Consider the following 21,726-nt stretch of genomic DNA (forward strand, 5'->3'; position numbering starts at 1 on the left):
TGTTGTTTGGCCTAAACCCACTTTTGCTGAAAGGCTGCAATATTGGCATATTCTTCTGTAAGAAGCCGCGATACCCGTATATAAATCCGCATGAGCTCCGAATAGATCTCAGCATTTTTTTTGTTAGGCAAATGGAAATGGGAGCCGCCTACCATATCAGCAACCACGTCCAGCGAATCAATCTCTCCGACGCTGTACAAACCAAGAATAACAGCCCCTAGACAGGAACTCTCAATGCTCTCTGGCACATGCAATTCCTGATCAAAAATATCAGCCATCATCTGCCGCCATAACGCTGAACGCGCAAAACCGCCCGTCGCCTGAATTTTTGTCGGCTTTCCTGTCAATTCCTCAAGTGCCATCAGTACGCTGTATAAATTGAAAATAACACCTTCCAGCGCTGCACGGATCAGATGCTCCTTCTTATGATGGAGACCTAATCCAAAATAGGAACCCCGAGCATTGGCATCCCACAATGGTGCTCGTTCCCCGGACAAATACGGATGAAAAATAAGCCCTTCCGATCCAGGCCTCGCTTTGGCAGCAAGCTCCGTGAGCAATTCATAAGGATCAATGCCCAGCTTCTTGGCCGTTGCAATTTCTTCTGTGCCAATCTGATCCCGCACCCATCTGAAGATCATGCCTCCATTGTTCACTGGCCCACCGATTACCCAGAGCTTCTCTGTCAGCGCGTAACAAAAAATTCTGCCCTTTGGATCTGTAACTGGCCTATCGGTCACTGCGCGAATCGCTCCGCTCGTACCGATGGTTACCGCCACAACACCCGGTTCAATCGCATTGACGCCTAGGTTCGAGAGCACGCCATCACTAGCTCCCACAATAAACGGTGTTGAAGGCAATAGATTCATTAGAGAAGCATATGGCTCCTCTAATCCTTCTAATTTAAAGGTGGTCGGAACAAGCTCCGACAGTCTTTCTGGCGTTACCCCTGCGACCTTTAGCGCCTCCTCATCCCACTGCAAGTTTTCCAAATGGAACATCCCTGTTGCAGAAGCAATGGATATATCAATCACATAACGGCCGAACAGTTTGAAAAAGACATATTCCTTAATCGAAATAAACTTATATGTACGGTCAAACAATTCTTTATGCTCATGGCGCAGCCATGTCAGCTTTGATAGTGGAGACATCGGATGGATAGGCGTTCCCGTTCGCAGATAAATGTCGTGGCCGTTCCATTCGTTTTTTATCTTTTCAGTCCATTCCATACTTCGGTTATCCGCCCAGGTGATACATTTCGTAATGGGTATGCCATCCGCATCAACGGCTATAACGCTGTGCATAGCAGAACTAAAGGAAACGCATAAAATATCTTCAGGCTGTACATTGCTTTTGGCAACTGCCTGTCCAATCGTTTCTAGCACCGCATTAAAAATTTCATCAGGGTCCTGCTCCGCAATGGCGGGAGAAGGAGAATGAAGCGGGTATTCCTTTCCATGGCTTGCCACAATTACGCCTTGGGCTGTAAAGAGCACCGACTTTGTGCTCGTCGTGCCAATATCAACTCCGATAACATATTTTCTATTCAACTTATTACCTCCGTATGCTGATTCTAGCACTGCAACCTGGAATCGTATTCATCTACCTTGTACTTTCTACATTAACGCTCTTGATACATTTATTCAATCCGCCGGTCTGTGGATTATCTCTTCCGAGTCCATTCCAAGGGTTAATTCAGCAAAAAGACCTTACACGCTCGTAGGGCAGCATGCAAGGTCTTTTGTATTCATCATTGCTTATGCAGCGGGCAATTAAATTCCATTACCCTCTGCTTCGGCCTCGGTACGAAGACGTTTATATTTTTCCGCATATTTGCTGACACTGTGCACGACCGTTGCATGCGACCAGGTTAGCGGCGCTACAGACAACGGAGAGCCGTCGTAAGGATTCAACTGCTCTGGCAGCAGCCCGCTTTGCAGCGCGTGATCTGATACCCATTGCAGCGTCTGACGCGGGCCTTCCAGCTCTGCTAACGTTTTTGCGGAATCAATCTCGAAATTGGCAACCCATAGAGTACAAATAATCCAAGGGTTACCAGGCACCTTATCGATTTCGCCAGATTGCTGGAAGTAATAATCATTCGTATAACGAGCGATGCCTCCGATATGCGTTTTAATTTGAAGCCCTTCTTTAATCGCCAGCATCGTCTGCACAACGCGGTAATCATCTACCGGAAGGACGCCAAATTCCAGAACACCGAACAAGCTGCTCTCGAGTGTCATGTCCTTCACCCAGCGATTATCCTTCTGAATAAGGCCACGCGCGAAGCGTCCCGTTTCTTCATCCCACAGATGCGTAATCATCCCGTGCTTGATCGCTTCTGCTGTGCTTTTGTAATGATCGCTGCGTTCGTAATCGCCGAATAAATCCGTAAAGAACGAAGCCGCCATCAGCCCGCCATAAACAGAGGCCGCCGTGTACGTCCAAATGCCGTAGCGCTCCTCCCACAAATCGTAGCTTGGCTTTGGAAGCGATAAGGAAGGCTCCATATAGGAGCTTAGAAATGATGCAGCTTTACGGATTAAATTGCTGTATAGCGATTGTGGCAGCTCAATGACCTGATTCCGGGAATAATCCTTCCACAAGGCAAACAGCACAAGTGCGGTCTCATCTTCTTGGATGGGCAAGCGTCTGCTTCCTTGCACGATATAAGGATGCCAGCTTGAGCCGACCGTACCGTCCGGATTGTATTTGTGATACAAATAACCCTCAGGTGACAACGCCTGCGCGCAGAAATGGAAAAACGGCGCAATGACGCTCTGATAACCAGCCATTGACATCGCGTCCGCAATGAGCGCTCCGTCACGCGGCCACATGTAGCTGTAATGATCACGGTTATATTGCAAGATATCCGTATCATTTGCTGCTAATATAGCCCCTCGCTCATCGACCTGCGTCCGCACGAGCAGCAGACTTTGCTTGAACATCTTCACGACATCCGGCGGCAGATCGCCAAGGTCAGATTCTGCACGGCGCAGCCAATGTTTCCAATAGATCACCATACGGCTTAACAGCTTTTCGGGATGATTTTCCTGCACATATTGGTTCAGCTCTTTGACTTCTTCTAAATTTTGACCGATCGACATCCAGTAATAAATCGATTTCTCATTATTAGGCGGAACAACCGTGCGGAAGCTGATCGTGCTATCCACGGATCCTTGGGCAATTGAATTGCCCATAAGGACGCCATCCTCCGCATCACGCCAAGTGCCTTCCGCTGACTGGAATCGTTTGATCCCCGTTGAATACTGGGTCATGCCCCCTTCATCGGAGAAGCCGTTAAACATAAAATAATTGTTTCTCTTGTAATGGTAAAGAGTATGATTTTCCGGATAGTAGACCGCAGTGTCTCCAACTTCCGTTCCATCGATCATCAAATCCTGATGGAAAAACAGGCGAACCTCTTTTGTATCATTTGTTCGATTGCGAATCACAACGCGTTTAATATAAATGCACTCGCGCTGGTGAATGCCATCGTTCATATGGAGCTCAATTCCTAAGCCTTCATGCTTGGCTGTAATGTTCGTTACTAAGGAATCCTCTACATAATCGAGATCGAACTTCCATGCTGGATCATCGAGCCAGCTGAAAGTGCCTTCTACCCATACCCCCAAGCGACAATACTGACCGCCGACGTGATTCAACTGTCCGACGAACGGATAATAAATATCCCGAATATAACAATGCTGATCCAAATTGAGGAGCATCTTACCGTTGCCGATTACAAGATGACGGGCCATGATTCCTTCTCCTTTCGGTGCGCTAAAAGTTGTGAATAAACGGATATATAGGCTTTGGCGGAGCGGTTCCAGCTGTAATCCTCTTTGTTGCCATTATTCACAATCTGCTTCCAGACTTCCTCATTACGGTATAGAGCGAGCGCTCTGCGTACGGTATACATATAATCGTGCGCGTTGTAATTCGTAAAGCTGAAGCCGTTTCCTTCGCCATTATATTCGTCGTAGGCTTGTACCGTGTCCTTTAGTCCGCCAGTCTCCCTGACGATTGGGACGGAACGATAGCGCAGCGCAAGAAGCTGACTGAGGCCGCAAGGCTCGAATTGTGAGGGCATTGCGAATAAGTCCGAGCCCGCATAAATACGACGTGCCAGTCTGTCATCATAGCCGATCCATACTTTAAACTTATCTGGATGGCGGTATGCCGCATCATTGAAGAAATGCTCATACTGCGCATCTCCAGCCCCCAATATTACAAATTGAACATCCTCATTTAGGATTTCCTCTAAAGTGGCGGTAATTAGGTCAAAGCCTTTCTGTTCCACTAAACGTGATACGATGCCGATAAGCGGTATTTCTTCCGATTGTGGCAAACCAAGCTCCCGCTGCAGCTCCACTTTATTTTTCCGCTTGCGGCTTATTGAATTGCGGTAAGGCACTTCCAGCGCAGGATCATTCATCGGATCAAACAGCTCGTCATCAATGCCGTTTACGATGCCGATCAAATCACCGGAGCGGTACCTTAACAAGGAATCCAGCTTCTCGCCAAAATATTCGGTTTGGATTTCCTCTGCATAGGTATTGCTGACCGTCGTCAGCTTGTCTGCATAAACAAGGCCGCCCTTCATGCAGCTACCCGCGCCATGAAATTCAAGGCTGTCCGCATAAAACATATCATGGCCGACGCCGAGCAGATCCTGCAAATGCTCGATGCCGAACAGCCCTTGATATTTCAGATTATGAATCGTAAACACGGACTTGGTATATGCCCAGGCCGGATCATAAAAGTATCTTGTCTTCAGCAAGAACGGAATCAGGCCGGTTTGCCAATCATGGCAATGAACGATATCCGGATGAAAATCCATATAGCGGACAGCCTCCATCACCGCAAAGCAAAAGAAGACAAAACGCTCGGAATCATCATCGTAGCCATACAGTCCATGCCGTTTAAAATAGTGCTCGTTATCAATTAAATAATAGGTGACGCCTTCAAACTCAGCCTTTAACAAACCGCAATATTGATTACGCCAGCCAAAGGAGACGTTAAACGTTGCGATTTGAACAAACTGCCCGATAAGAGCAGCAGGGATTTGTGCATATTTGGGCAATACAACCCTGGTATCAACGCCTCGCTTATTCAGCGCCTTAGGGAGCGCCCCTGCAACGTCGGCGAGTCCGCCCGTCTTCGCAAGCGGAACAGCTTCAGAGGTTGCGAACAAAATGTTCATAGGATTCTCCTTTCTTATTGACGCCGCTTGAGCACCTGCATCAACCCAATTGGAAACAGCATTCTTCTTCCTATCGTGTTAAAGGGCATATGTCGCGGCAAATCATCTCTTGATGATAGATGGCATAGAGTTAAAAATGTAAAATTAAATAATTTTCCGCTTGCCGGCAAGGAACGGCGCGCTGGCAGCACCACGAATATCACGGTCAGCCTCTACGCGAACATCCTTGTCCAAGATGCTATGTTGTAAAATACTATTTTCTCCAATAACGCCGTTTTGCATAACGATGCTGTTGCTGACAACGGCTCCTTTTTGCACATGAACGCCCCGGAACAATATACTGTTGATTACAGTCCCTTCAATCCGGCAGCCGTTCGCAATGAGCGAATTCGTAGCTTTGGAGCTGCCTAAATAGCGAGCCGGCGGTTCATCTTTAACCTTCGTATAAATAGGTCCCGGTTGATAAAAGAGTTCCTTCCATACGTCCGGGTCTAGTAAATTCATATTATTGCGATAGTAGCTGCTTAGCGTATTAACTACGCCTAAATAACCTTCATACATATATCCGTATACGTTAAGCTTATCTAATCTGGAAAATATCGCATGCCGCACTAGATGATCTTGGCCTTGCGCTAGCGATGTTTCAACAAGCTCCATTAGTAAATCCTTACGCATAATATACATTTCCATTGAGCTGATGTCGCTTGCCATGCGGCCATAATGATCCTGAATAGCCGTAATACGGCCATCCTCATTCATCTTCACTTTGCGCGCCTTGCCTGTCAGCAAATCTTCCTGTTGCTTGCAAACCACCGTGATATCAGCTTCGCGCTCCACATGGAACTGGATAACCTTCTCAAAATCGATATTGCAGACCATGTGGCTGCGTGTGATGACGACATATTCCAAAGAAGAGCGATTAAAATAATCGCGCTGTTGATAGAAATGGTATAAATCGCCGCGGCTGATTTCCTGAATGTCATCGGTTGCCGGCGGGAGCACGAACAATCCGCTTTGACGATGCTGCAAATCCCAATGCTTGCCGGAACCCAAATGATCCATAAGCGAACGGTATTTCGTATGGGCAAAAACCGCCACCTTGGAAATGCCGGAGTTGACCATACTCGACAACACAAAGTCGATCAAGCGGTATCTAGCGCCAAAAGGAACTGTAGCAAGGCATCGGCCTTGCGTCAAATACTCCAGTTCATCCGTTTCGTGAATTAAATTAATTACGCCCATGACTTTATGCTTCATGAGTGCTCCACCTCCTGCAGCAAATGATCATTGGTCACATATTGATCCACAGCAATGACAGTAATGGCATCATCATCCGGACTTCCGATGGTAACGCCCGCCTGTACGACCGCGCCTTCGCCAATAATGGCTCTGTAAATACGGGCACCTTCCCCTATGCGAACATTCGGCATGATGACTGACTCTGAGATAACGGTGTTTTTTGCGGCTTTTACGCCATAGAACAATACGGAACGGTCAATAATACCCTCGATCATGCAGCCTTCAGTAATCAGTGAGGCTGAAACCTCAGCAGTTGCTCCGATATGCTGAGCCGGCTGATTGGGGCTTACGGAATAGATGCGCCAATCAGGATCTGCCAATTCCAGAGGCGGCTCATCCGCAAGCAAATCCATGTTAGCCTCCCAGAGGCTCTCAATTGTGCCGACATCCTTCCAATACCCTTTGAAAGGATAAGAATGCAGCCGTTTCCCATCACGCATCATCGCAGGAATAAGATCCTTGCCAAAGTCATGGCTCGAGTTGCGGCTCGCTTCGTCGTAGATCAAATATTTTTGAAGCTCGGACCAGGTGAAAATATAAACGCCCATCGATGCGATATTGCTCGTCGGATTTTTCGGTTTTTCTTCGAATGCCGTAATCCGATCCTCATCGTCGATGTGCATGACGCCAAATCGGCTTGCTTCCTTCCAGTCTACCTCGATACCCGCAATGGTCACATCCGCGCCTGAGCGCTTATGATGCTGCAGCATCAGCTCATAGTCCATCTTATAAATATGATCGCCTGAGATGATCAGCACGTATTCAGGATTGTATGGCTCAATAAAGGACATATTTTGATAAATTGCATTAGCCGTTCCCTTATACCACACGCCGCCTTTTTGTTTCATAAACGGTGGCAGAATCGTCATGCCGCCATCACGGCGGTCGAGTCCCCACGGGCTGCCTATGCCCAAATAGCGATTAAGCTCAAGCGGCTGATATTGCGTCAGAACACCTACAGTATCGATCCCCGAGTGGGCGCAATTACTTAAAGTAAAATCAATAATTCTGTATTTTCCCCCGAAATAGACAGCTGGCTTAGCTAAATCCTTCGTTAGCACGCCAAGTCTTTTCCCTTCGCCGCCTGCGAGCAGCATAGCGATCATTTCTTTACGGCCCATGGACACCAACTCCCTCTCAAAGTGTGTTCCCCTGATCATAGCTGATTAACTGGAATGCAAGGGGAGGTAAGTGAAGCGTAATGCTTTGGTTGTGACCGTGCCAGGCGACGTTTTCGCTGCTGTAGCTAATTTCTGGTTGTGTTTGCGTTCCGCCATATTGCTTGTCATTGCTATTTATGAAAGAGCGGTATGAACCTGGCTCTGGAACACCGATTCGATAATTGTGGTAATCATTTCTAGAGAAATTGGCTACGGCAATGGTGAAATCAGCATTTCCGCGACGGATAAAGGATACGACCGACTGCGCTGCATTATGGACATCAATCCATTGGAAGCATTCTGGATCTCGGTCCCTTTCCCATAAGGAAGGCTGCTCGAGATACGCATGATTGAGTTTCTTGACGTAATGCCGCATGCCTTGGTGCATCTCGTAATCTAGCACCATCCAGTCCAACATATCGCCGTCCTTCCACTCGTCATACTGGCCCCATTCGCTGCCCATGAACAGCAATTTCTTGCCAGGGTGAGACATCCAAAAACCGTAAAACAAGCGAAGCTGAGCAAATTTTTCTTCGTAGCTTCCAGGCATTTTATTTAACAGGGATCGTTTTCCGTGCACAACTTCGTCATGTGATAGAGGCAGAACATAATTTTCAGAAAATGCGTATAGGAGCGAGAATGTGATGAGATGGTGGTTTTGCGAGCGTTCGGGTGGATCCAGCGCCATATAGCGCAGCATATCGTTCATCCAGCCCATATTCCATTTAAAATTAAATCCGAGGCCGCCTTTGTAGGTAGGTGAAGTCACGGCAGGCCATGCGGATGAATCTTCGGCAAGCATTAATGTGTCGGGGTAATAATGAAAAACAGTTTCATTGAGCTTCTTGATGAAGCGTAGAGCATCTAAATTTTCTGAGCCGCCGAATTCATTATATGTGAACATTTCTGGCGGTTTGTCCATATGTAAATTAATCATATTAGCGACAGCGTCCACTCGCAAGCCGTCGATATGAAATACATCCATCCAATACAAGGCATTGGAAATGAGAAAGCTCATAACCTCTTTCTTTCCAAAATCAAAAGAAAGTGTTCCCCATAGCGGCTTCTCTGCACGCTTGGCGTCTGCACCTTCAAAAATCGGCGTTCCGTCAAAGAGACGGAGTCCGTGATCATCCTTGCAGAAATGTCCAGGTACCCAGTCTAAAATAACGCCTAGGCCTGCTTGATGGCATTTGTCCACAAAGTGCATGAACTGCTTTGGCGTGCCGTAACGGCTAGTTACGCTGTAAAAACCAGTAATCTGGTAGCCCCAGGATTGATCTAGCGGATGTTCTGCCAGCGGCATTAACTCAACATGCGTGTAACCCATGTCCGCAATATAAGGAATCAACTCTTCAGCCAATTCTTCATAAGTATAAAAATCTTCTTTTCCCTTTATTTTCCAAGATCCCGCATGCGCCTCATAAATAAGCAACGGGTTGGAATAGGGGGGGAGTTGACGCTTGTGCTTTGTCCAGGCCTGGTCCTCCCACTCGTAACCGGATAAACTCGTTACGATAGAAGCGGTTCCCGGGCGGCGTTCTGAAAAAAAAGCATAGGGATCGGCTTTCCGGATGAAGCTTCCGTCGGAAGCAATCAATTCATATTTGTAAAGCTCGCCTTCTTCAATATACGGGATAAACAGATTGAAGATGCCTGTCGTCCCAACATTATCCATAACATGTTGCTTACCAATCCAATCGTTGAAACCGCCAATGACTCTAACTTCAGCAGCATTCGGAGCCCAAACCGTGAACCGAACACCATCCTTGCCCTTCTCTCGAACAGGATGAGAACCCATAAAACGGTAGCTATGATAAGAATTTCCTTCATTGAATAAATATAGATCCTTGTGCGATAATCCGTTAGGTGCCTGTTGAACCATTCGTGGTTTCACCTCCCTGAAGGACGATCTATGATGAGAATAAATAAACTGTGTCTACATCACTTACCCACATTATACATGGTTTCATGAAAAAAACACAGTCGTTTTCATAGATTTCGACAGCTTATTTTTTCCAAATGTCAGATTAAGTGACATTAATCTGACTTGCTCTAATGACACGTTGAATGTAATAATGTTTTGAACAATACCCTTTGGTCATTGATGTTTTTGAGCAATTTACCCATTTACAATCTACCACTTGTTTCGCTCGACGGGGTCTAACCGTATAGGGATCACCATGCCTTAACATACGCTGATGATGCATTGCGCAAAGGTCCTTCGCTTTAATCGGCTTCATACAGTTTTCTATGCTGCAATAATTCATATTCAGTCTCCCCTGTGCTTTTGCCAATTCGGTCACTAAGCGATATGGTTGTTAGCTTTCATATTATCGGGAAATGGAAATAGAATAAAGCCTGCTGTAGGTTTGTTTAGAGCGATTATGAATCACTTAGGAGGATATTGCGCAATTTATGTTTCCATTAAGCTATCAAGTTTAAATAATTAAACTCATTTTACGTATTTGAAACTGCAACCAAATCGACATATTCATACCCTTGATACACTTGTTTGAAAGCAAGGGCTATTTTATACTTTTAATAATTCAATAGGCTATTTAATGGAAATTACAAGGAGTGTCTAGGTTTGTCGATTTATGAACAAGTTTTTCAAATGATGGATCAGCCAATGCTAATTTTGATACAAGATGATAACGGAGTGCGAATTGAGGATGCGAACCAGGCTTTTATTCGAATGACCGGTTATACAATCAATGAGCTTCAATCCGAAAAAGGCAGCATATTTCTGGAAGAATATAAAATTGAAACCTCGGTGCCCGTATTAAAAAGTGAAGTCAGTATTTTAACCAAGCAAAAAAAGATGTTGCCCGTCAGATTGGACCAGCAGCCATTACCGAAGTGCAGCGTGAATTCTTACAAAAAGTCCTTTGTTATCTTTGAAGATCTGACGCCTTACAAATGGATTGAGCAGCAGTCAGAAAAAAATAAAGTACTCATAAGCGGCATAGTAGACCGTCATGAACATATCCGCTTTTTGAGAGACAGTCTAGGCCATTCCTTGTTCGAAGCTCAGCAGATGAATGACGAATCACTGCTCCAATTTGTTGCCGATACAGAGCAAGGACCGATGAGACAAGTGCTGCAAAAAGCCAAGCTCGACAAAGAAGAGAGAAGTTTAACCATCCGAACAAGCAAGTTAAGCGGCATTGAATTGAACATGTCGGTTACATTCGCCCCCATCCTTGACGGGTTCGGTGATGTTCGGGAATTTGCATTTGTCATTTGGGATTTGAACCCCATTGATGATCAAGTCGATGCGTCACTGAAGCTGAGAATATGGATGGCCAAAAAAGATATGTCCGCTGGGCATCTCTCCGCTTTAACCGGTATATCCATACAAACCATTTCGAAGCTGCGCAACGGAAAAATTTTAAAGCCCCAAAGACTGACAGCAGAGCTGATCGCTTCGGAGCTTCAAGTGGATGTTTATGAAATCTGGCAAGAAATTAGAAAATAAATCTAGGGGATAAACCTAGTAAGTTTGCCCGTATAAAAGAGGTGCAGCTCATGCATTGCTCTTGTACAAGCAGTATAGAACAGTTTCCGTTCACTTTCCCGTTCGTAATACTCCTCGCCTGCATTGCTGATTATAACCGCATCAAACTCAACGCCCTTGGCAAGGTAAGATGGAATAACAACAATCCCCTTCTCGAAGGTGACCGTTTCTTTTTCAACTAATCGAAGTGTATGCAGCTCCTGCTGCAATTCCGCAAATACGCGCTTGCTTTCGGCAGCCGTTTTGCAAATGACTGCAATCGACTGGTAACCCGCATGGACCAATTGCCCAATTTGATCTTGCATTGCTTTCACCAGTTGCACTTCATCGGACACCTGGGTTATCGTCGGTTCTTCTCCATCACGGTTAAAGGGCTCAATTTGGTCTCCGCCCTCAATCATTCGGCTCGTAAAAGCTACGATTGGCTGGGTGGAGCGGTAGCTGCGAGTCAGTACGATCTTCTCTGTCTCTTCTTCACTGTAAATATCCGCTAAAGGCTCAAAGCCGTTTCCAGTGACGGCATGCGCAAAAATAGACTGATTCAAATCGCCGAGCACCGTCATTTTGCAGTTAGGGAAAATTCGTTTCAGATAATGATACTGGAACGGCGAATAGTCCTGTGCCTCGTCGATGAATAGATGCTTCACTGATGTATTCGTATGGAAGCCCTCGAGCTTTTCTTTTAAATACAAATAAGGTGTCGCATCCTCATAAAAAATAATGCCATTATTCAAGATAGCTATCGTCTGACCGCTTATTTCCTGCCACTGCACTGGGAGCTCGTGCCCGCTAGCCTTTAAGCGTTCACTTAGGAGCACCTCACGATCAAAGAAGCGTTTGTAAATCGTGGGAACATCCAAAAACGTGAGCCGCTTCACTCTTCTGCGCAGCTTTTTGAACTTCTCCTGCACAACCATTGCCGCTAAATAATCGCGCTCAGCATCAAAATCGTCGAATGAGCTTCCCGAAAAGCGGTTTTTGCGCTGCAGCTCCTCGTAAGCCTTAGAATAAGCCTCTTGATCCAACAGCTCGATCTCCTCTTGCACCCATTCTTGTTCACGCTCCGCCTTGCTTAAGCGCGTCAATTCTTTAAGCATCCACTCCGCCGTTAACCTCATCCGGTTGCCAATTGAAATGGAACGGTCCCCTTTATAGAACTGTTCCGCAATCGATTCTTCCGAAATGAGCGTGCGCCCTTTAAACACTACAGCTCGAAACGCGAGACCGCCATGGCTGAGCTCCGCAGCATAACCATCGATAAGATGCATGAAAGCTAAGCTGGATTTGTACGTAATACCGGCAATTCTAGCCTCATAGCCCGCTTCGTCAACAGCTGCCAGCGTATACTCCATTTGGGAGAACGGATCTTCCAGCGTATAGGTTTTGGCAAGCCTATGCTCTAGATATTGCTGATAAGTCGTTTGCTGCATATTTTGCTCGCCAAGCTCAGGCAGCACGGTAGCGATATAGCTGTTGAACATCGGATTTGGTGAAAACAATACAATTTGGTCAGCATTTAATATCCCCCGGTAGCGGTAAAGCAAGTAAGCAACTCGCTGAAGTGCTGCCGAGGTTTTGCCGCTGCCTGCCGCGCCTTGAACGATAAGCAGCCTTGCCCGTTCGTTACGGATAATGCGATTTTGTTCCCTTTGTATCGTAGCAACGATGCTCTTCATCTGTGCATCTGACTGCTTGCCGAGCACTTCTTGAAGGAGCTCGTCACCAATCGTAACGCCAGTATCGAACATACTGCGGATCTCAGCATCCCGGATAATAAATTGTCGTTTCAAGGATAATTCACCGCTGATCGTTCCACTAGGTGTCTCGTATTGAACAGGTCCTGGGCCAAAATCATAATAAAGACTTGAGACCGGTGCTCTCCAATCATAGATCAAATACTCGTAGCCGCTTTCGTCAAGGAGCGAACCCACTCCTAAATAAATGGCTTCCGTCTCCACTTGCCCATCCTCCCTCAAATCGATCCTTCCAAAATAAGGAGAATGTTCAAGTTTCAAAAGCGTTTTAAGCTGCTCCTCGGCATGCCGATAGCTTCTTTCCCGCTCAGACAGTACTTCTGCTTGCTGCTTCATACTGGCATGAGACTCAGCAGATTCCGCCGCATCCTCAAAGTTAAGGGTCACATCATCCCAAAAATCACGCCTAATATCGACAATATCCCCGCGGAGGCCGCCAACCTGTTTCTGAAACTCCTCTATTCGCGAGCGTATGATTAGCGTTACATCATCAACACGCTGCTGCTCTTGCTCCAATTGCTTATTTTGCTCCGTCATTCTTTCACTCCTTAACCACTAATAAGATATTTCCACGATTAACGTAACTTGCTATAAAACAGTAACATCCATTCTACCATCTTCTGCTAGGTAATTAAAAGGCACAGAATCGCTCTTGCCGCCTCCCGATGAAGCGTTTATAATGACTAAGGCAGAAAAACGAATAAAAATAAGTTGCAACATGTTTTCCGCGGTTCGAAAACTCCCGCGTTAACAAAACTAGGAGGTTTATTCAGGATGTTTAATTTGTGGTTCGGCGCGATCTTCATGCTCGTGCATTTTTCATTATTTCTGCTTTCCTACCGATTCTTTGGGCGGATCGGCATTTATGCTTGGATTGGAATGGCGACTGTGCTGGCCAATATTCAGGTTGTGAAAACCATCGACATTCATGCTTTCGGCATGATTATTGCCATAACGCTCGGAAATACCATGTATGGTACCATATACTTGGCATCCGACCTGTTAAATGAGAAGTATGGCGAGAAAGCGGCCAAGAAGGCCGTCTGGTTTGGCTTCTTCACGTTAATTGCCACAACCATTATTATGCAAATGGCGCTGCTCTTTAATCCCCATAATGAACAATTCCCCTTGCAGGTACAAGATGCACTCGAAACCTTGTTTGGCTTGATGCCGCGTATCGCGCTCGGCAGCTTATGTGCTTATTTTGTAAGTCAATTTCTTGACGTAAAGATTTATTCTGTCTTAAAGCGCTTATGTCCAGCTCCTAATCAGTTATGGATTCGGAATAATGGCAGTACTGCGGTCAGTCAGCTCGTCGATACGTTTATCTTTTGCACGATCGCCTTTGCGGGCGCTCCTGGATACAGCAGTGAGCTTTGGCTCTCTATTTTCATATCCACCTACGTGATTAAATTTATCGTATCGCTTTGTTCGACGCCCTTCTTATATGCAGCAAGGAGCTTCACTTTCTCTGAGGATAAGTAAGCCGCAAAAGGCTGATTTCAATAAACTAATGCGTAGAACTCTTGCATCGAGAGTTAAATAGGCCACAAAAGCGGGACTGCCAACTGCCTGGCGTCCCGCTTTTGTGCTTTCTCTAAGGCATAAATCCTATATCATCGAGCATAACCTTACCGGGTCCGCTAACGAATCTGAATTTAATTCGACTAATATCCTTAGGTGTAATTAACGACTCAGACGAGCTGAACTGTTCCATCGGAAGGACATAGGTTTGGAATACAGGTTCAGTGGCTTCCTTGTATTTTTCATCCTTAATTCTCTCCTCAAGCCATGCAAACGTCATAAATGACGTGTAAGCAGGCGGAGCAACCGGCATCACATCCGCAAGCTCAACCTCTCTGCTTTCTCCATCAATAGTCGTAACCTCGATTTGTAATACGGGAAGCGGCGGCAATTCTACGTCCACAGATGTACTATTTACTGCATTCTGCTCACCATCGGTTCCGAGCAGATCCCGCTCCAAATTTGCCATGGAGAAAACAAGGCTGCTTTCTGTCATCCCTTCTGCACCAAGCGTCGTCTCGGGAGAAAGCTCCAGCTCATACTCTGCGCCTGCTTCATGCCATTCGAGCTCTATGCCTTTAGTTCCTTTGTTTTTCCCATCACGGTCCTCGGCTGATGCTATTTGCCATTCCTTCATGCCAGTTGCGGTTGCTTTGACGCCCTCCTTCAGGCTGGTCTTGCGTGTTTCGTTATCGTAGCGGGCGATTTCCGTAAACTGAGCTTCCTCATATCGGTTCGTATAGAGCGTTTGCGGCAGCCAGGCAAGACCCACTCGATAATCCTTAAACAAGGATTTGTAAGAGGTATCCCCAAGTAAAGTCGCCTGCAGGAAGGCCGATACATACACCTTCGAAATCTGTCGCTGCTCCTCCGCCTTCAATAATTGCTTCCGGCTCAAAAAAAGGCCACCAGGCGGACGCTCATCCATTCTTCCCCAATCCGAATTGAATTGACTATGATTTGCATCCGCAATATATAGAGCAGCTTTGAATTGATTTGCTTGCTCCTCAAAAGTTGTTCTGCTAAATTGCCGATCGCCGTAAAAATTGTTGACGTCGGCATCTCTTGCTCCCTGCAATGTCAGGTAGTTCACATCCGACAGGTTAGCGGACTTGTCGTCTACTTGTTTGTCTGTAGGCGCTATGGCTATAACAGATTCGATAGTGATTTGATCCAAGCTATCCAGCGACTGGTCGTCCTTAAACCAGCGTTCGGAGTCCGCAGCCATCGCAACTGCTTGGCCCCCCCGTGAATGGCCGATTAAAGCTACCTTCTCCAAATCAACGCGCGCAAAAAACGGATTGCCTTGCGTTTCGCCAAACTGCTTGATTTGCTGTAAATGTTTGAGCAATATCCATGCTCGGACCTTCATATCGTTATTGGGTATTCCTGACCATACCGAATAATTCAAAAAATTTTCATCAATAGAGACCGCAATAATGCCTTTGCTCGCTAACAGCTCGCCTAGATAGCCATAGCCCCCATCAGAGAAATCCTCCATTAGATGATTCCCATGGACCATCAATGCAATCGGAAAAGGCCCTTCTCCCTCAGGCATCCAGACACGACCGTTTAATGGCAACTCATGCTCATCAAACCCCCAGAATCGGGTCTTCAGCCCTGACCATTTCGTAATGTAAGCAGAGGCATCGACCGCTGCTGACTGCACATTCACATCCTTGCCAAATAGGTTCCTATGCTTATCTTGTCCGCTTCCATAGCTAAAGGCTTCATAGGCCAAATCTCCCTGCTTGGAGGGGTTCGGCAATGCTAAATCAGCAAGGCTTTCATCCGTTTGCTGAACAAACTCCATTTCCCTCTGCGGCAGCGCCGCATCTGCTGGCCAATATGTTGTAGCGAAGATAGCGACAACGGCAACTGCTGCGCCCACCGCAACAATCACTCGCCCCTTTGGCTTTAGTTGCAATTTCATGAGGAATGCCATAAGCACACCTGCAAGTGCTCCAATCGATGTGAAAGTTAAGGCTACGATAGCTGACAAGAGCTCTCCTAACTCAGCATAATACAATATAAAATAGCTCTCGATTGCTGTATATACGAATACAGCCATAAACCTGCGTGGGAGTGGCAGAAAAAGCAAATTAAACAGAAATGACACAATAATGGCTGCTGCACTCGTTGCAGCAAGATTAACTAACAAAAAAATAATAAGATCAATGCTTGTGCCTAAACCTGTTGGCATGCCAAGGACAGCGGTCGCCATTGCTATTGACCCAAATAGTGCAGTACTTCCTGTAGCTACTCGCCAAATATAATGATCACGGTTGTTGCGCAAAGCAAATTTTTTGCCGATATACGATTTCAATCGTTCCCATTTGCGCGGCTGAGGCGGCAGCGGCGCTTGATGCTCTGGTTCATGTAAAATTAAGTCCATCATTCTCCTTGAACCGATAGCCAGTTCCGCCCATCACGCCTTTGAATATGGACAGGCACTGCAAAAAAATCACTCATCGTAGCCGATGTGAGCACGTCAGAAGTTTCTCTAGCTGCGAAAACTTTCCCTTCTTTAATTAGGAGCGTCTTCGTAAAACAAGGCAGAATCTCTTCAACATGGTGCGTTACGTAGATGATGGTGGGAGCATCCTTTGCTGCCGCTACGGCTGCAATCATCTGAAGCAATTGCTCACGGGCAAACACATCGAGACCCGTACATGGCTCGTCCAATATGAGCAGCTTTGGCGAAGGCATAAGTGCACGGGCAATGAGCACGCGCTGCCGTTCACCTTGCGATAGCGTATCATAAGTACGGTTTATCAATGCAGTACATCCGAGAGACTCCATCAAGTTCTCCGCATGGCTTACATCCTCTACATTTGTCTCATCGTACAAACCGATAGTGGCAAATTTTCCGCTTAGCACGATTCTCAACGCTGTTTCACTTCCGTACAACTTTTGTTGCAGCGAGGTGCTGACCCAGCCTATACTCTTGCGAAGCTCACGCAAATCAAACTCTCCAAATTTTTTGTCCAACACGGACATACTTCCCTCAGTAGGCCATATATAACCATTGATCATGTTTAGCAATGTCGTTTTGCCTGAGCCATTCAGACCAAGCAAGCACCAGTGCTCCCCATTTTGAACAGTCCAGTTTATGTTTTGCAATATTTTCTGCTCATTTCGATCCCAAGAAACATTTTGTATATCTATAATCATATAAAGTTCTCCCCTCAGTTGACAATTACGCGGGCTGTAAATTTGACTTGGCCTATATTATCGACCATTATAATAATACAACGATTAACGACACGTTGGAACAAAGAGACCTTACCTACAACAAATATACATATTCGCCATATCAGGAGTGATCTGCAAAATGAAAACAAGCCAGCTTAAGCAATGGGCTCATTTTTTTCTGACTTATAAATTTGCGCTTGATGCCGTAGAAACAAAACTTAACATTTTGAATGAAGAATTTCAATTTATTCATGATTATAATCCCATTGAGCACATGAAAACAAGAATAAAAGCGCCAGAGAGCGTCATGCAAAAACTTCAGCGCAAAGGGCTTGATATTACGCTCGAAGATGCGAAGAAGCATATTCGCGATATTGCAGGCGTGCGCGTCATTTGTTCCTTCTCCACGGATATTTACCAAATTGTCGATATGATTAGCAAGCAAAGCGATGTACGTGTTGTGGAGCTTAAGGATTATGTCATCAACCCGAAACCAAACGGCTATCAAAGTATACATTTACTCATCGAAATTCCTGTCTTCCTAACCGACAGGACAGAGAATGTGCTTGTCGAAATTCAAATTCGCACGATTGCCATGGACTTCTGGGCAAGCTTGGAGCATAAAATTTATTACAAATTCAATGAGCAAATTCCTCCGCATATTCAGCAGCAGCTTAAAGGCTCGGCAGATATGATTCATTTGCTTGACCGTGAAATGCTGGCTTTGAATGTGGAAGTGCAGAAGCATCGAGAGCAAGCCTTGAAATAACAAAAGAAGCTCCCGCCCATTAATTTGGGAGGAAGCTTCTTTTCTGCTGTTTACGTTATTGCATAATAAAAGGGCACAATAATTAAATTTAATGCAACTGCAATAAGTCCGATTGCCATAGACCAACCGCCGAGCCCGCGTGCGCCTTGCCGATATGCGATAAAGCCAAGTACTACCGATGTTGCTCCCATCAGTACCGGCCAGATAAACCATGAAGCTATCGCAAATACAAGCGAAACCCATCCAAGCGCATAACCGCCAGACAATGCTTCTGGCTCTACACGTTCCACATGCCGGTCCTCACTCCGCTCCCCATACAAAGCTGGCTGGCTTACCGCAAAATCTGCAGCCATTTCTTCATTGACATCAAGTAATCGATCAGAGCCTACAATCGGATGGCTTGCATGGTCCGAATGATCGTGTTTATCCAACAATTTTTTATAATCGTCCTCATAGTTCCCCATCAATCCTCACTCCTTTGGTTTAAAGGTAAGGCAGCATGTTGATTTGGATTGCTCCGCTTGATCCTGATGGAATAATCCGAAATCATCTCCGGCAAATTCCTCGTTAAAATGTGCACCGGCATGCTGGTCGATTTCGATATTGATTTCGCTTGCTCCGCAATTGTTGCCTTCCTTCCAAAAGTTACAGTTGGCTACACTACAAGATACGCCTTTTGGCATAAGAAAAATCACCTCCACTATCAAGTTTCCCTGACCGAAGGTGATTCATTCTGCCTTATTTTTGTCCTTGCATGCGACGCTGCGTCATGTAGTCGTTCTCGTAGTAAGCCAATTCGTCACGCAGCTCTTCGAAAACCTTGGAGACGCTAAGTACGATATCACGTGAATCGCGACCGGGTTTGAAACGGAAGCGAATGGCATCCTGCCCTGTATAGGCATAACGGCCATCTTCGGAGTAACATTCATTTTTTGGATAGAAAAACGCACTTACACATTGATGATACACTTCATAAAGTACGCGTTCAGCATATTCAGTATCAAAATTGGGCCGTCTGAGCAATACTCCCAGCTTTTCAACCGAGACTTCAGAAAAAACCAATAAATGTCTCAAATCCGATAAAAGGCCTTTGTAAAACAGCTGCGTTTCTTCCGCTTGGTCCTCTCCCGTTAATTGGAGCAGCGAGTTGTTATTCAGAAACGGCTCCAGCTGGTTAACCGCGTCCTTCAGTTTAATACGAGTTGATTCCGTAAGCAATTTGACGTTAGCAGTTGGCATATAGGTAGTTCCCCTTTCATAATCCAAACACGCGTAAAAACTACAATCATCATTATCGTACCACAAATTACATGGAAGTGGTACTGGCGATTGACGCTTTGACTCGCATATTTTCTGCTCCGAAACCCGAACCTATAGTTTAGGCTCAACTCAAAACAGATTGATAAATGGAGGTCTCAAGCATGTCAAGAAAATGGATAGGTGCCCTTACAATTTTAGCCTTAGCTGCCTTGCTTATACCTACTACGTCCATATTTGCCCCAAAGGATGTCAAGAAAGCTCCGCAGACGACTAATTTCTCTGCTAAGCGTGAGCATACGCTCAAAATGGCAACGCTGCAAAATGATATGAAGGCAACGGCCATGCTTTGCGCATCAGAATGCTCTAAGGATTTTCAGAAGCTTATGAGTACAGGCATGGGATCAAAGGGAACAGCTGAGGAAAAAATCGAGCATCTGATGCATGAGCACATGCATATGAACTACATTAGCTGGATTTCAGGCAGCCGCAGCGTGAACCGAGGCTCTATTCCTAAGATGGATGGTGGCAAAGCAGAAGCTTACGTCCATGAAGCAAAAGCTCAAGTAGCCAAAGGTGCCAAATATGAATCACCTGCTTTCACAACTAAGGATGGCAATCGATACATGGTGCTCGGCGTTCCAGATTCCAAGCATGCCAGCATCGGAGTTGTCGGTGTGATCAAGCAGGATATTGTTAAATCCGTGGAAAAGCATCAACTGCGTAACTTGAGATTGGTTCCTTATCCTGCAGAAGGAAATTATAAAATTGAATCAGTCAAACCGAATTCAACGACAGATATTACTGTTCGTACGGGTGAAGACAATGGCAATGCAAGCCACTACCATGTTCGGGATGTCGTTGTTCATTTTGCCAAAGATTTGACCCCTGCTGATCTTGAACGCGTGAAGCGCGATATTAATGCAGAATCTGTCAAACAAATTGGAGATACCTATGTATTTCGGTCCCGTAACATGGAAACCGATCAACTCATTCCATATTTCAAACAAACCTGGAGCACCGAATATACGGAGCCCCATTACCTTTACATGACCAATGAAACTTCAAGCACAATCGTACCAAATGACTCTTTATATTCAGAGTATCAATGGAATTTGCCGTCCATTGAAACGGAAAAGGGCTGGGGCGTGTCCAAAGGCAGCGATCAAGTGATTATCGCTGTTCTGGATACCGGTGTGCAAAGCAATCATCCCGACTTGAAGGGTAAAATAATAAAAGGTACGAATATTGTTGATGAATCCGCAGAACCCGATGATGACGTAGGGCATGGCACGCATGTATCTGGCATCATTGGCGCAACCGTCAACAATGGCGAAGGTGTTGCCGGACTATCCTGGTACAACAAAATCATGCCCGTAAAGGTTCTCGATAGCAGTGGCGCGGGTTCCACCTATTCGGTAGCCCAAGGCATTATTTGGGCCGTTGACCATGGGGCTAAAGTCATTAACATGAGTCTTGGCAATTACGCACAGGCGGATTTCTTACATGATGCCATTAAATATGCTTATGATCACGATGTCGTTATGATCGCAGCGAGCGGCAACGACAATACGGATCGCCCAGGCTATCCGGCAGCTTATCCTGAGGTATTCGCAGTTGCAGCCACAGACAGCAACAAGGAGAAGGCTTCTTTCTCTAATTATGGTGACTATATCGACGTGGCAGCGCCAGGAGACAACATTGCCAGCACTTATCCCGGCAGCCAATATGCTGCATTGTCAGGCACATCGATGGCAAGCCCTCATGTTGCGGCACTCGCTGGACTGATTCGATCCGTCAATCCTGAGCTTTCGAATGTTGAAGTCATGGAGCTGATGCGGAAGACCTCCATTGATCTCGGTGCTAAAGGAAAAGACGATTACTTTGGTTATGGCCAAATCGATATTGATAAAGCACTTCAAGCTGCTTCTAAATTCGGAGGAGCCTTACAAACTTATCCAGATCAGGTGAAACGAAGACTGGAGAGAATCATGACAAAATACGAAAGGTAACGTAATCAAACTCACAAGAAAGCACCCATC

At 45.8% G+C, this 21,726-nt stretch carries 16 protein-coding genes and 1 riboswitch; of the genes, 4 read left to right on the plus strand and 12 right to left on the minus strand.

From position 1 onward, the window contains the following. Positions 1–11: 11 nt before the first annotated feature. From gntK to glgB, 6 genes are all read right to left on the minus strand, one after another. Positions 12–1,550 carry a gluconokinase gene (gene gntK / locus E0496_RS32225; protein ID WP_141506041.1) on the minus strand — a complete coding sequence of 513 codons (1,539 nt, stop codon included), beginning with the start codon at positions 1,548–1,550 and terminating at the stop codon, positions 12–14. Between the two features lie 222 nt (positions 1,551–1,772). Continuing rightward, positions 1,773–3,761: a glycoside hydrolase family 15 protein gene (locus tag E0496_RS32230; RefSeq protein WP_141506042.1), complete on the minus strand. Its 1,989-nt coding sequence runs from the start codon at positions 3,759–3,761 to the stop codon at positions 1,773–1,775. Further along, positions 3,743–5,206: a glycogen synthase GlgA gene (gene glgA / locus E0496_RS32235; protein ID WP_141506043.1), complete on the minus strand. Its 1,464-nt coding sequence runs from the start codon at positions 5,204–5,206 to the stop codon at positions 3,743–3,745. The genes E0496_RS32230 and glgA overlap by 19 nt, the downstream gene beginning before the upstream one ends. Before the next feature lie 144 nt (positions 5,207–5,350). Beyond that, positions 5,351–6,463: a glucose-1-phosphate adenylyltransferase subunit GlgD gene (gene glgD / locus E0496_RS32240; protein WP_141506044.1), complete on the minus strand. Its 1,113-nt coding sequence runs from the start codon at positions 6,461–6,463 to the stop codon at positions 5,351–5,353. Beyond that, positions 6,460–7,626, minus strand: a complete 1,167-nt coding sequence (locus E0496_RS32245; RefSeq protein WP_141506045.1) for a glucose-1-phosphate adenylyltransferase — start codon at positions 7,624–7,626, stop codon at positions 6,460–6,462. The genes glgD and E0496_RS32245 overlap by 4 nt, the downstream gene beginning before the upstream one ends. A 16-nt stretch (positions 7,627–7,642) precedes the next feature. Continuing rightward, positions 7,643–9,550: a 1,4-alpha-glucan branching protein GlgB gene (gene glgB, locus E0496_RS32250; protein ID WP_141506046.1), complete on the minus strand. Its 1,908-nt coding sequence runs from the start codon at positions 9,548–9,550 to the stop codon at positions 7,643–7,645. 705 nt (positions 9,551–10,255) lie between these two features. On the opposite strand from glgB, the gene E0496_RS32260 reads away from it, so the two are divergent. After that, positions 10,256–11,146 carry a helix-turn-helix domain-containing protein gene (locus tag E0496_RS32260; RefSeq protein WP_141506048.1) on the plus strand — a complete coding sequence of 297 codons (891 nt, stop codon included), beginning with the start codon at positions 10,256–10,258 and terminating at the stop codon, positions 11,144–11,146. A gap of 2 nt (positions 11,147–11,148) precedes the next feature. Here the strand turns inward: E0496_RS32260 and helD are convergent, their stop codons facing one another. After that, positions 11,149–13,476, minus strand: a complete 2,328-nt coding sequence (gene helD / locus E0496_RS32265; RefSeq protein WP_141506049.1) for an RNA polymerase recycling motor HelD — start codon at positions 13,474–13,476, stop codon at positions 11,149–11,151. Positions 13,477–13,660: 184 nt separating this feature from the next. Next, a riboswitch (PreQ1 riboswitch) is annotated at positions 13,661–13,705 on the plus strand. A gap of 8 nt (positions 13,706–13,713) precedes the next feature. Between helD and E0496_RS32270 the strand changes: the two genes are divergently transcribed. Beyond that, positions 13,714–14,424: a queuosine precursor transporter gene (locus tag E0496_RS32270; protein WP_141506050.1), complete on the plus strand. Its 711-nt coding sequence runs from the start codon at positions 13,714–13,716 to the stop codon at positions 14,422–14,424. Between the two features lie 112 nt (positions 14,425–14,536). Here the strand turns inward: E0496_RS32270 and E0496_RS32275 are convergent, their stop codons facing one another. Further along, on the minus strand, positions 14,537–16,861 hold the full coding sequence (locus tag E0496_RS32275; RefSeq protein ID WP_141506051.1) for an alpha/beta hydrolase family protein: 2,325 nt from the start codon (positions 16,859–16,861) through the stop codon (positions 14,537–14,539). Continuing rightward, entirely contained in the window at positions 16,858–17,637 is a 780-nt protein-coding gene (locus E0496_RS32280) for an ABC transporter ATP-binding protein (RefSeq protein ID WP_141506052.1), read from the minus strand. The genes E0496_RS32275 and E0496_RS32280 overlap by 4 nt, the downstream gene beginning before the upstream one ends. Before the next feature lie 160 nt (positions 17,638–17,797). Here E0496_RS32280 and E0496_RS32285 point away from each other — a divergent pair, with 160 nt between their 5' ends. Then, entirely contained in the window at positions 17,798–18,427 is a 630-nt protein-coding gene (locus E0496_RS32285; protein ID WP_139994407.1) for a GTP pyrophosphokinase, read from the plus strand. A gap of 50 nt (positions 18,428–18,477) precedes the next feature. Here the strand turns inward: E0496_RS32285 and E0496_RS32290 are convergent, their stop codons facing one another. From E0496_RS32290 to E0496_RS32300, 3 genes are read right to left on the minus strand one after another with little or no spacing between them, the layout of a single operon-like run. Then, the gene (locus E0496_RS32290) at positions 18,478–18,891 is read right to left on the minus strand and encodes a hypothetical protein (protein WP_141506053.1); all 414 of its coding nucleotides are present in this window, start codon (positions 18,889–18,891) and stop codon (positions 18,478–18,480) included. Between the two features lie 6 nt (positions 18,892–18,897). Further along, positions 18,898–19,110, minus strand: a complete 213-nt coding sequence (locus E0496_RS32295; protein WP_141506054.1) for a DUF1540 domain-containing protein — start codon at positions 19,108–19,110, stop codon at positions 18,898–18,900. 55 nt (positions 19,111–19,165) lie between these two features. Then, a complete protein-coding gene (locus tag E0496_RS32300) occupies positions 19,166–19,666 on the minus strand; it encodes a YpuI family protein (protein ID WP_141506055.1) in 501 nt (166 codons plus the stop codon). 182 nt (positions 19,667–19,848) lie between these two features. Between E0496_RS32300 and E0496_RS32305 the strand changes: the two genes are divergently transcribed. Beyond that, the gene (locus E0496_RS32305) at positions 19,849–21,696 is read left to right on the plus strand and encodes a S8 family peptidase (protein WP_141506056.1); all 1,848 of its coding nucleotides are present in this window, start codon (positions 19,849–19,851) and stop codon (positions 21,694–21,696) included. Positions 21,697–21,726 lie beyond the last annotated feature (30 nt).

Source organism: Paenibacillus luteus (genome assembly GCF_006542765.1).
Lineage (GTDB): Bacteria > Bacillota > Bacilli > Paenibacillales > Paenibacillaceae > Pristimantibacillus > Pristimantibacillus luteus.

What these genes read in the sequence shown, in the direction of transcription:
- E0496_RS32305 (WP_141506056.1), top strand. Translation starts at nt 19,849, where the DNA reads ATGTCAAGAAAATGGATAGGTGCCCTTACAATTTTAGCCTTAGCTGCC.
- E0496_RS32230 (WP_141506042.1), bottom strand. Translation starts at nt 3,761, where the DNA reads ATGGCCCGTCATCTTGTAATCGGCAACGGTAAGATGCTCCTCAATTTG.
- E0496_RS32290 (WP_141506053.1), bottom strand. Translation starts at nt 18,891, where the DNA reads ATGGGGAACTATGAGGACGATTATAAAAAATTGTTGGATAAACACGAT.
- E0496_RS32270 (WP_141506050.1), top strand. Translation starts at nt 13,714, where the DNA reads ATGTTTAATTTGTGGTTCGGCGCGATCTTCATGCTCGTGCATTTTTCA.
- glgB (WP_141506046.1), bottom strand. Translation starts at nt 9,550, where the DNA reads ATGGTTCAACAGGCACCTAACGGATTATCGCACAAGGATCTATATTTA.
- E0496_RS32280 (WP_141506052.1), bottom strand. Translation starts at nt 17,637, where the DNA reads ATGATTATAGATATACAAAATGTTTCTTGGGATCGAAATGAGCAGAAA.
- E0496_RS32245 (WP_141506045.1), bottom strand. Translation starts at nt 7,626, where the DNA reads ATGGGCCGTAAAGAAATGATCGCTATGCTGCTCGCAGGCGGCGAAGGG.
- E0496_RS32275 (WP_141506051.1), bottom strand. Translation starts at nt 16,861, where the DNA reads ATGATGGACTTAATTTTACATGAACCAGAGCATCAAGCGCCGCTGCCG.
- E0496_RS32300 (WP_141506055.1), bottom strand. Translation starts at nt 19,666, where the DNA reads ATGCCAACTGCTAACGTCAAATTGCTTACGGAATCAACTCGTATTAAA.
- helD (WP_141506049.1), bottom strand. Translation starts at nt 13,476, where the DNA reads ATGACGGAGCAAAATAAGCAATTGGAGCAAGAGCAGCAGCGTGTTGAT.
- E0496_RS32285 (WP_139994407.1), top strand. Translation starts at nt 17,798, where the DNA reads ATGAAAACAAGCCAGCTTAAGCAATGGGCTCATTTTTTTCTGACTTAT.
- E0496_RS32295 (WP_141506054.1), bottom strand. Translation starts at nt 19,110, where the DNA reads ATGCCAAAAGGCGTATCTTGTAGTGTAGCCAACTGTAACTTTTGGAAG.
- glgD (WP_141506044.1), bottom strand. Translation starts at nt 6,463, where the DNA reads ATGAAGCATAAAGTCATGGGCGTAATTAATTTAATTCACGAAACGGAT.
- glgA (WP_141506043.1), bottom strand. Translation starts at nt 5,206, where the DNA reads ATGAACATTTTGTTCGCAACCTCTGAAGCTGTTCCGCTTGCGAAGACG.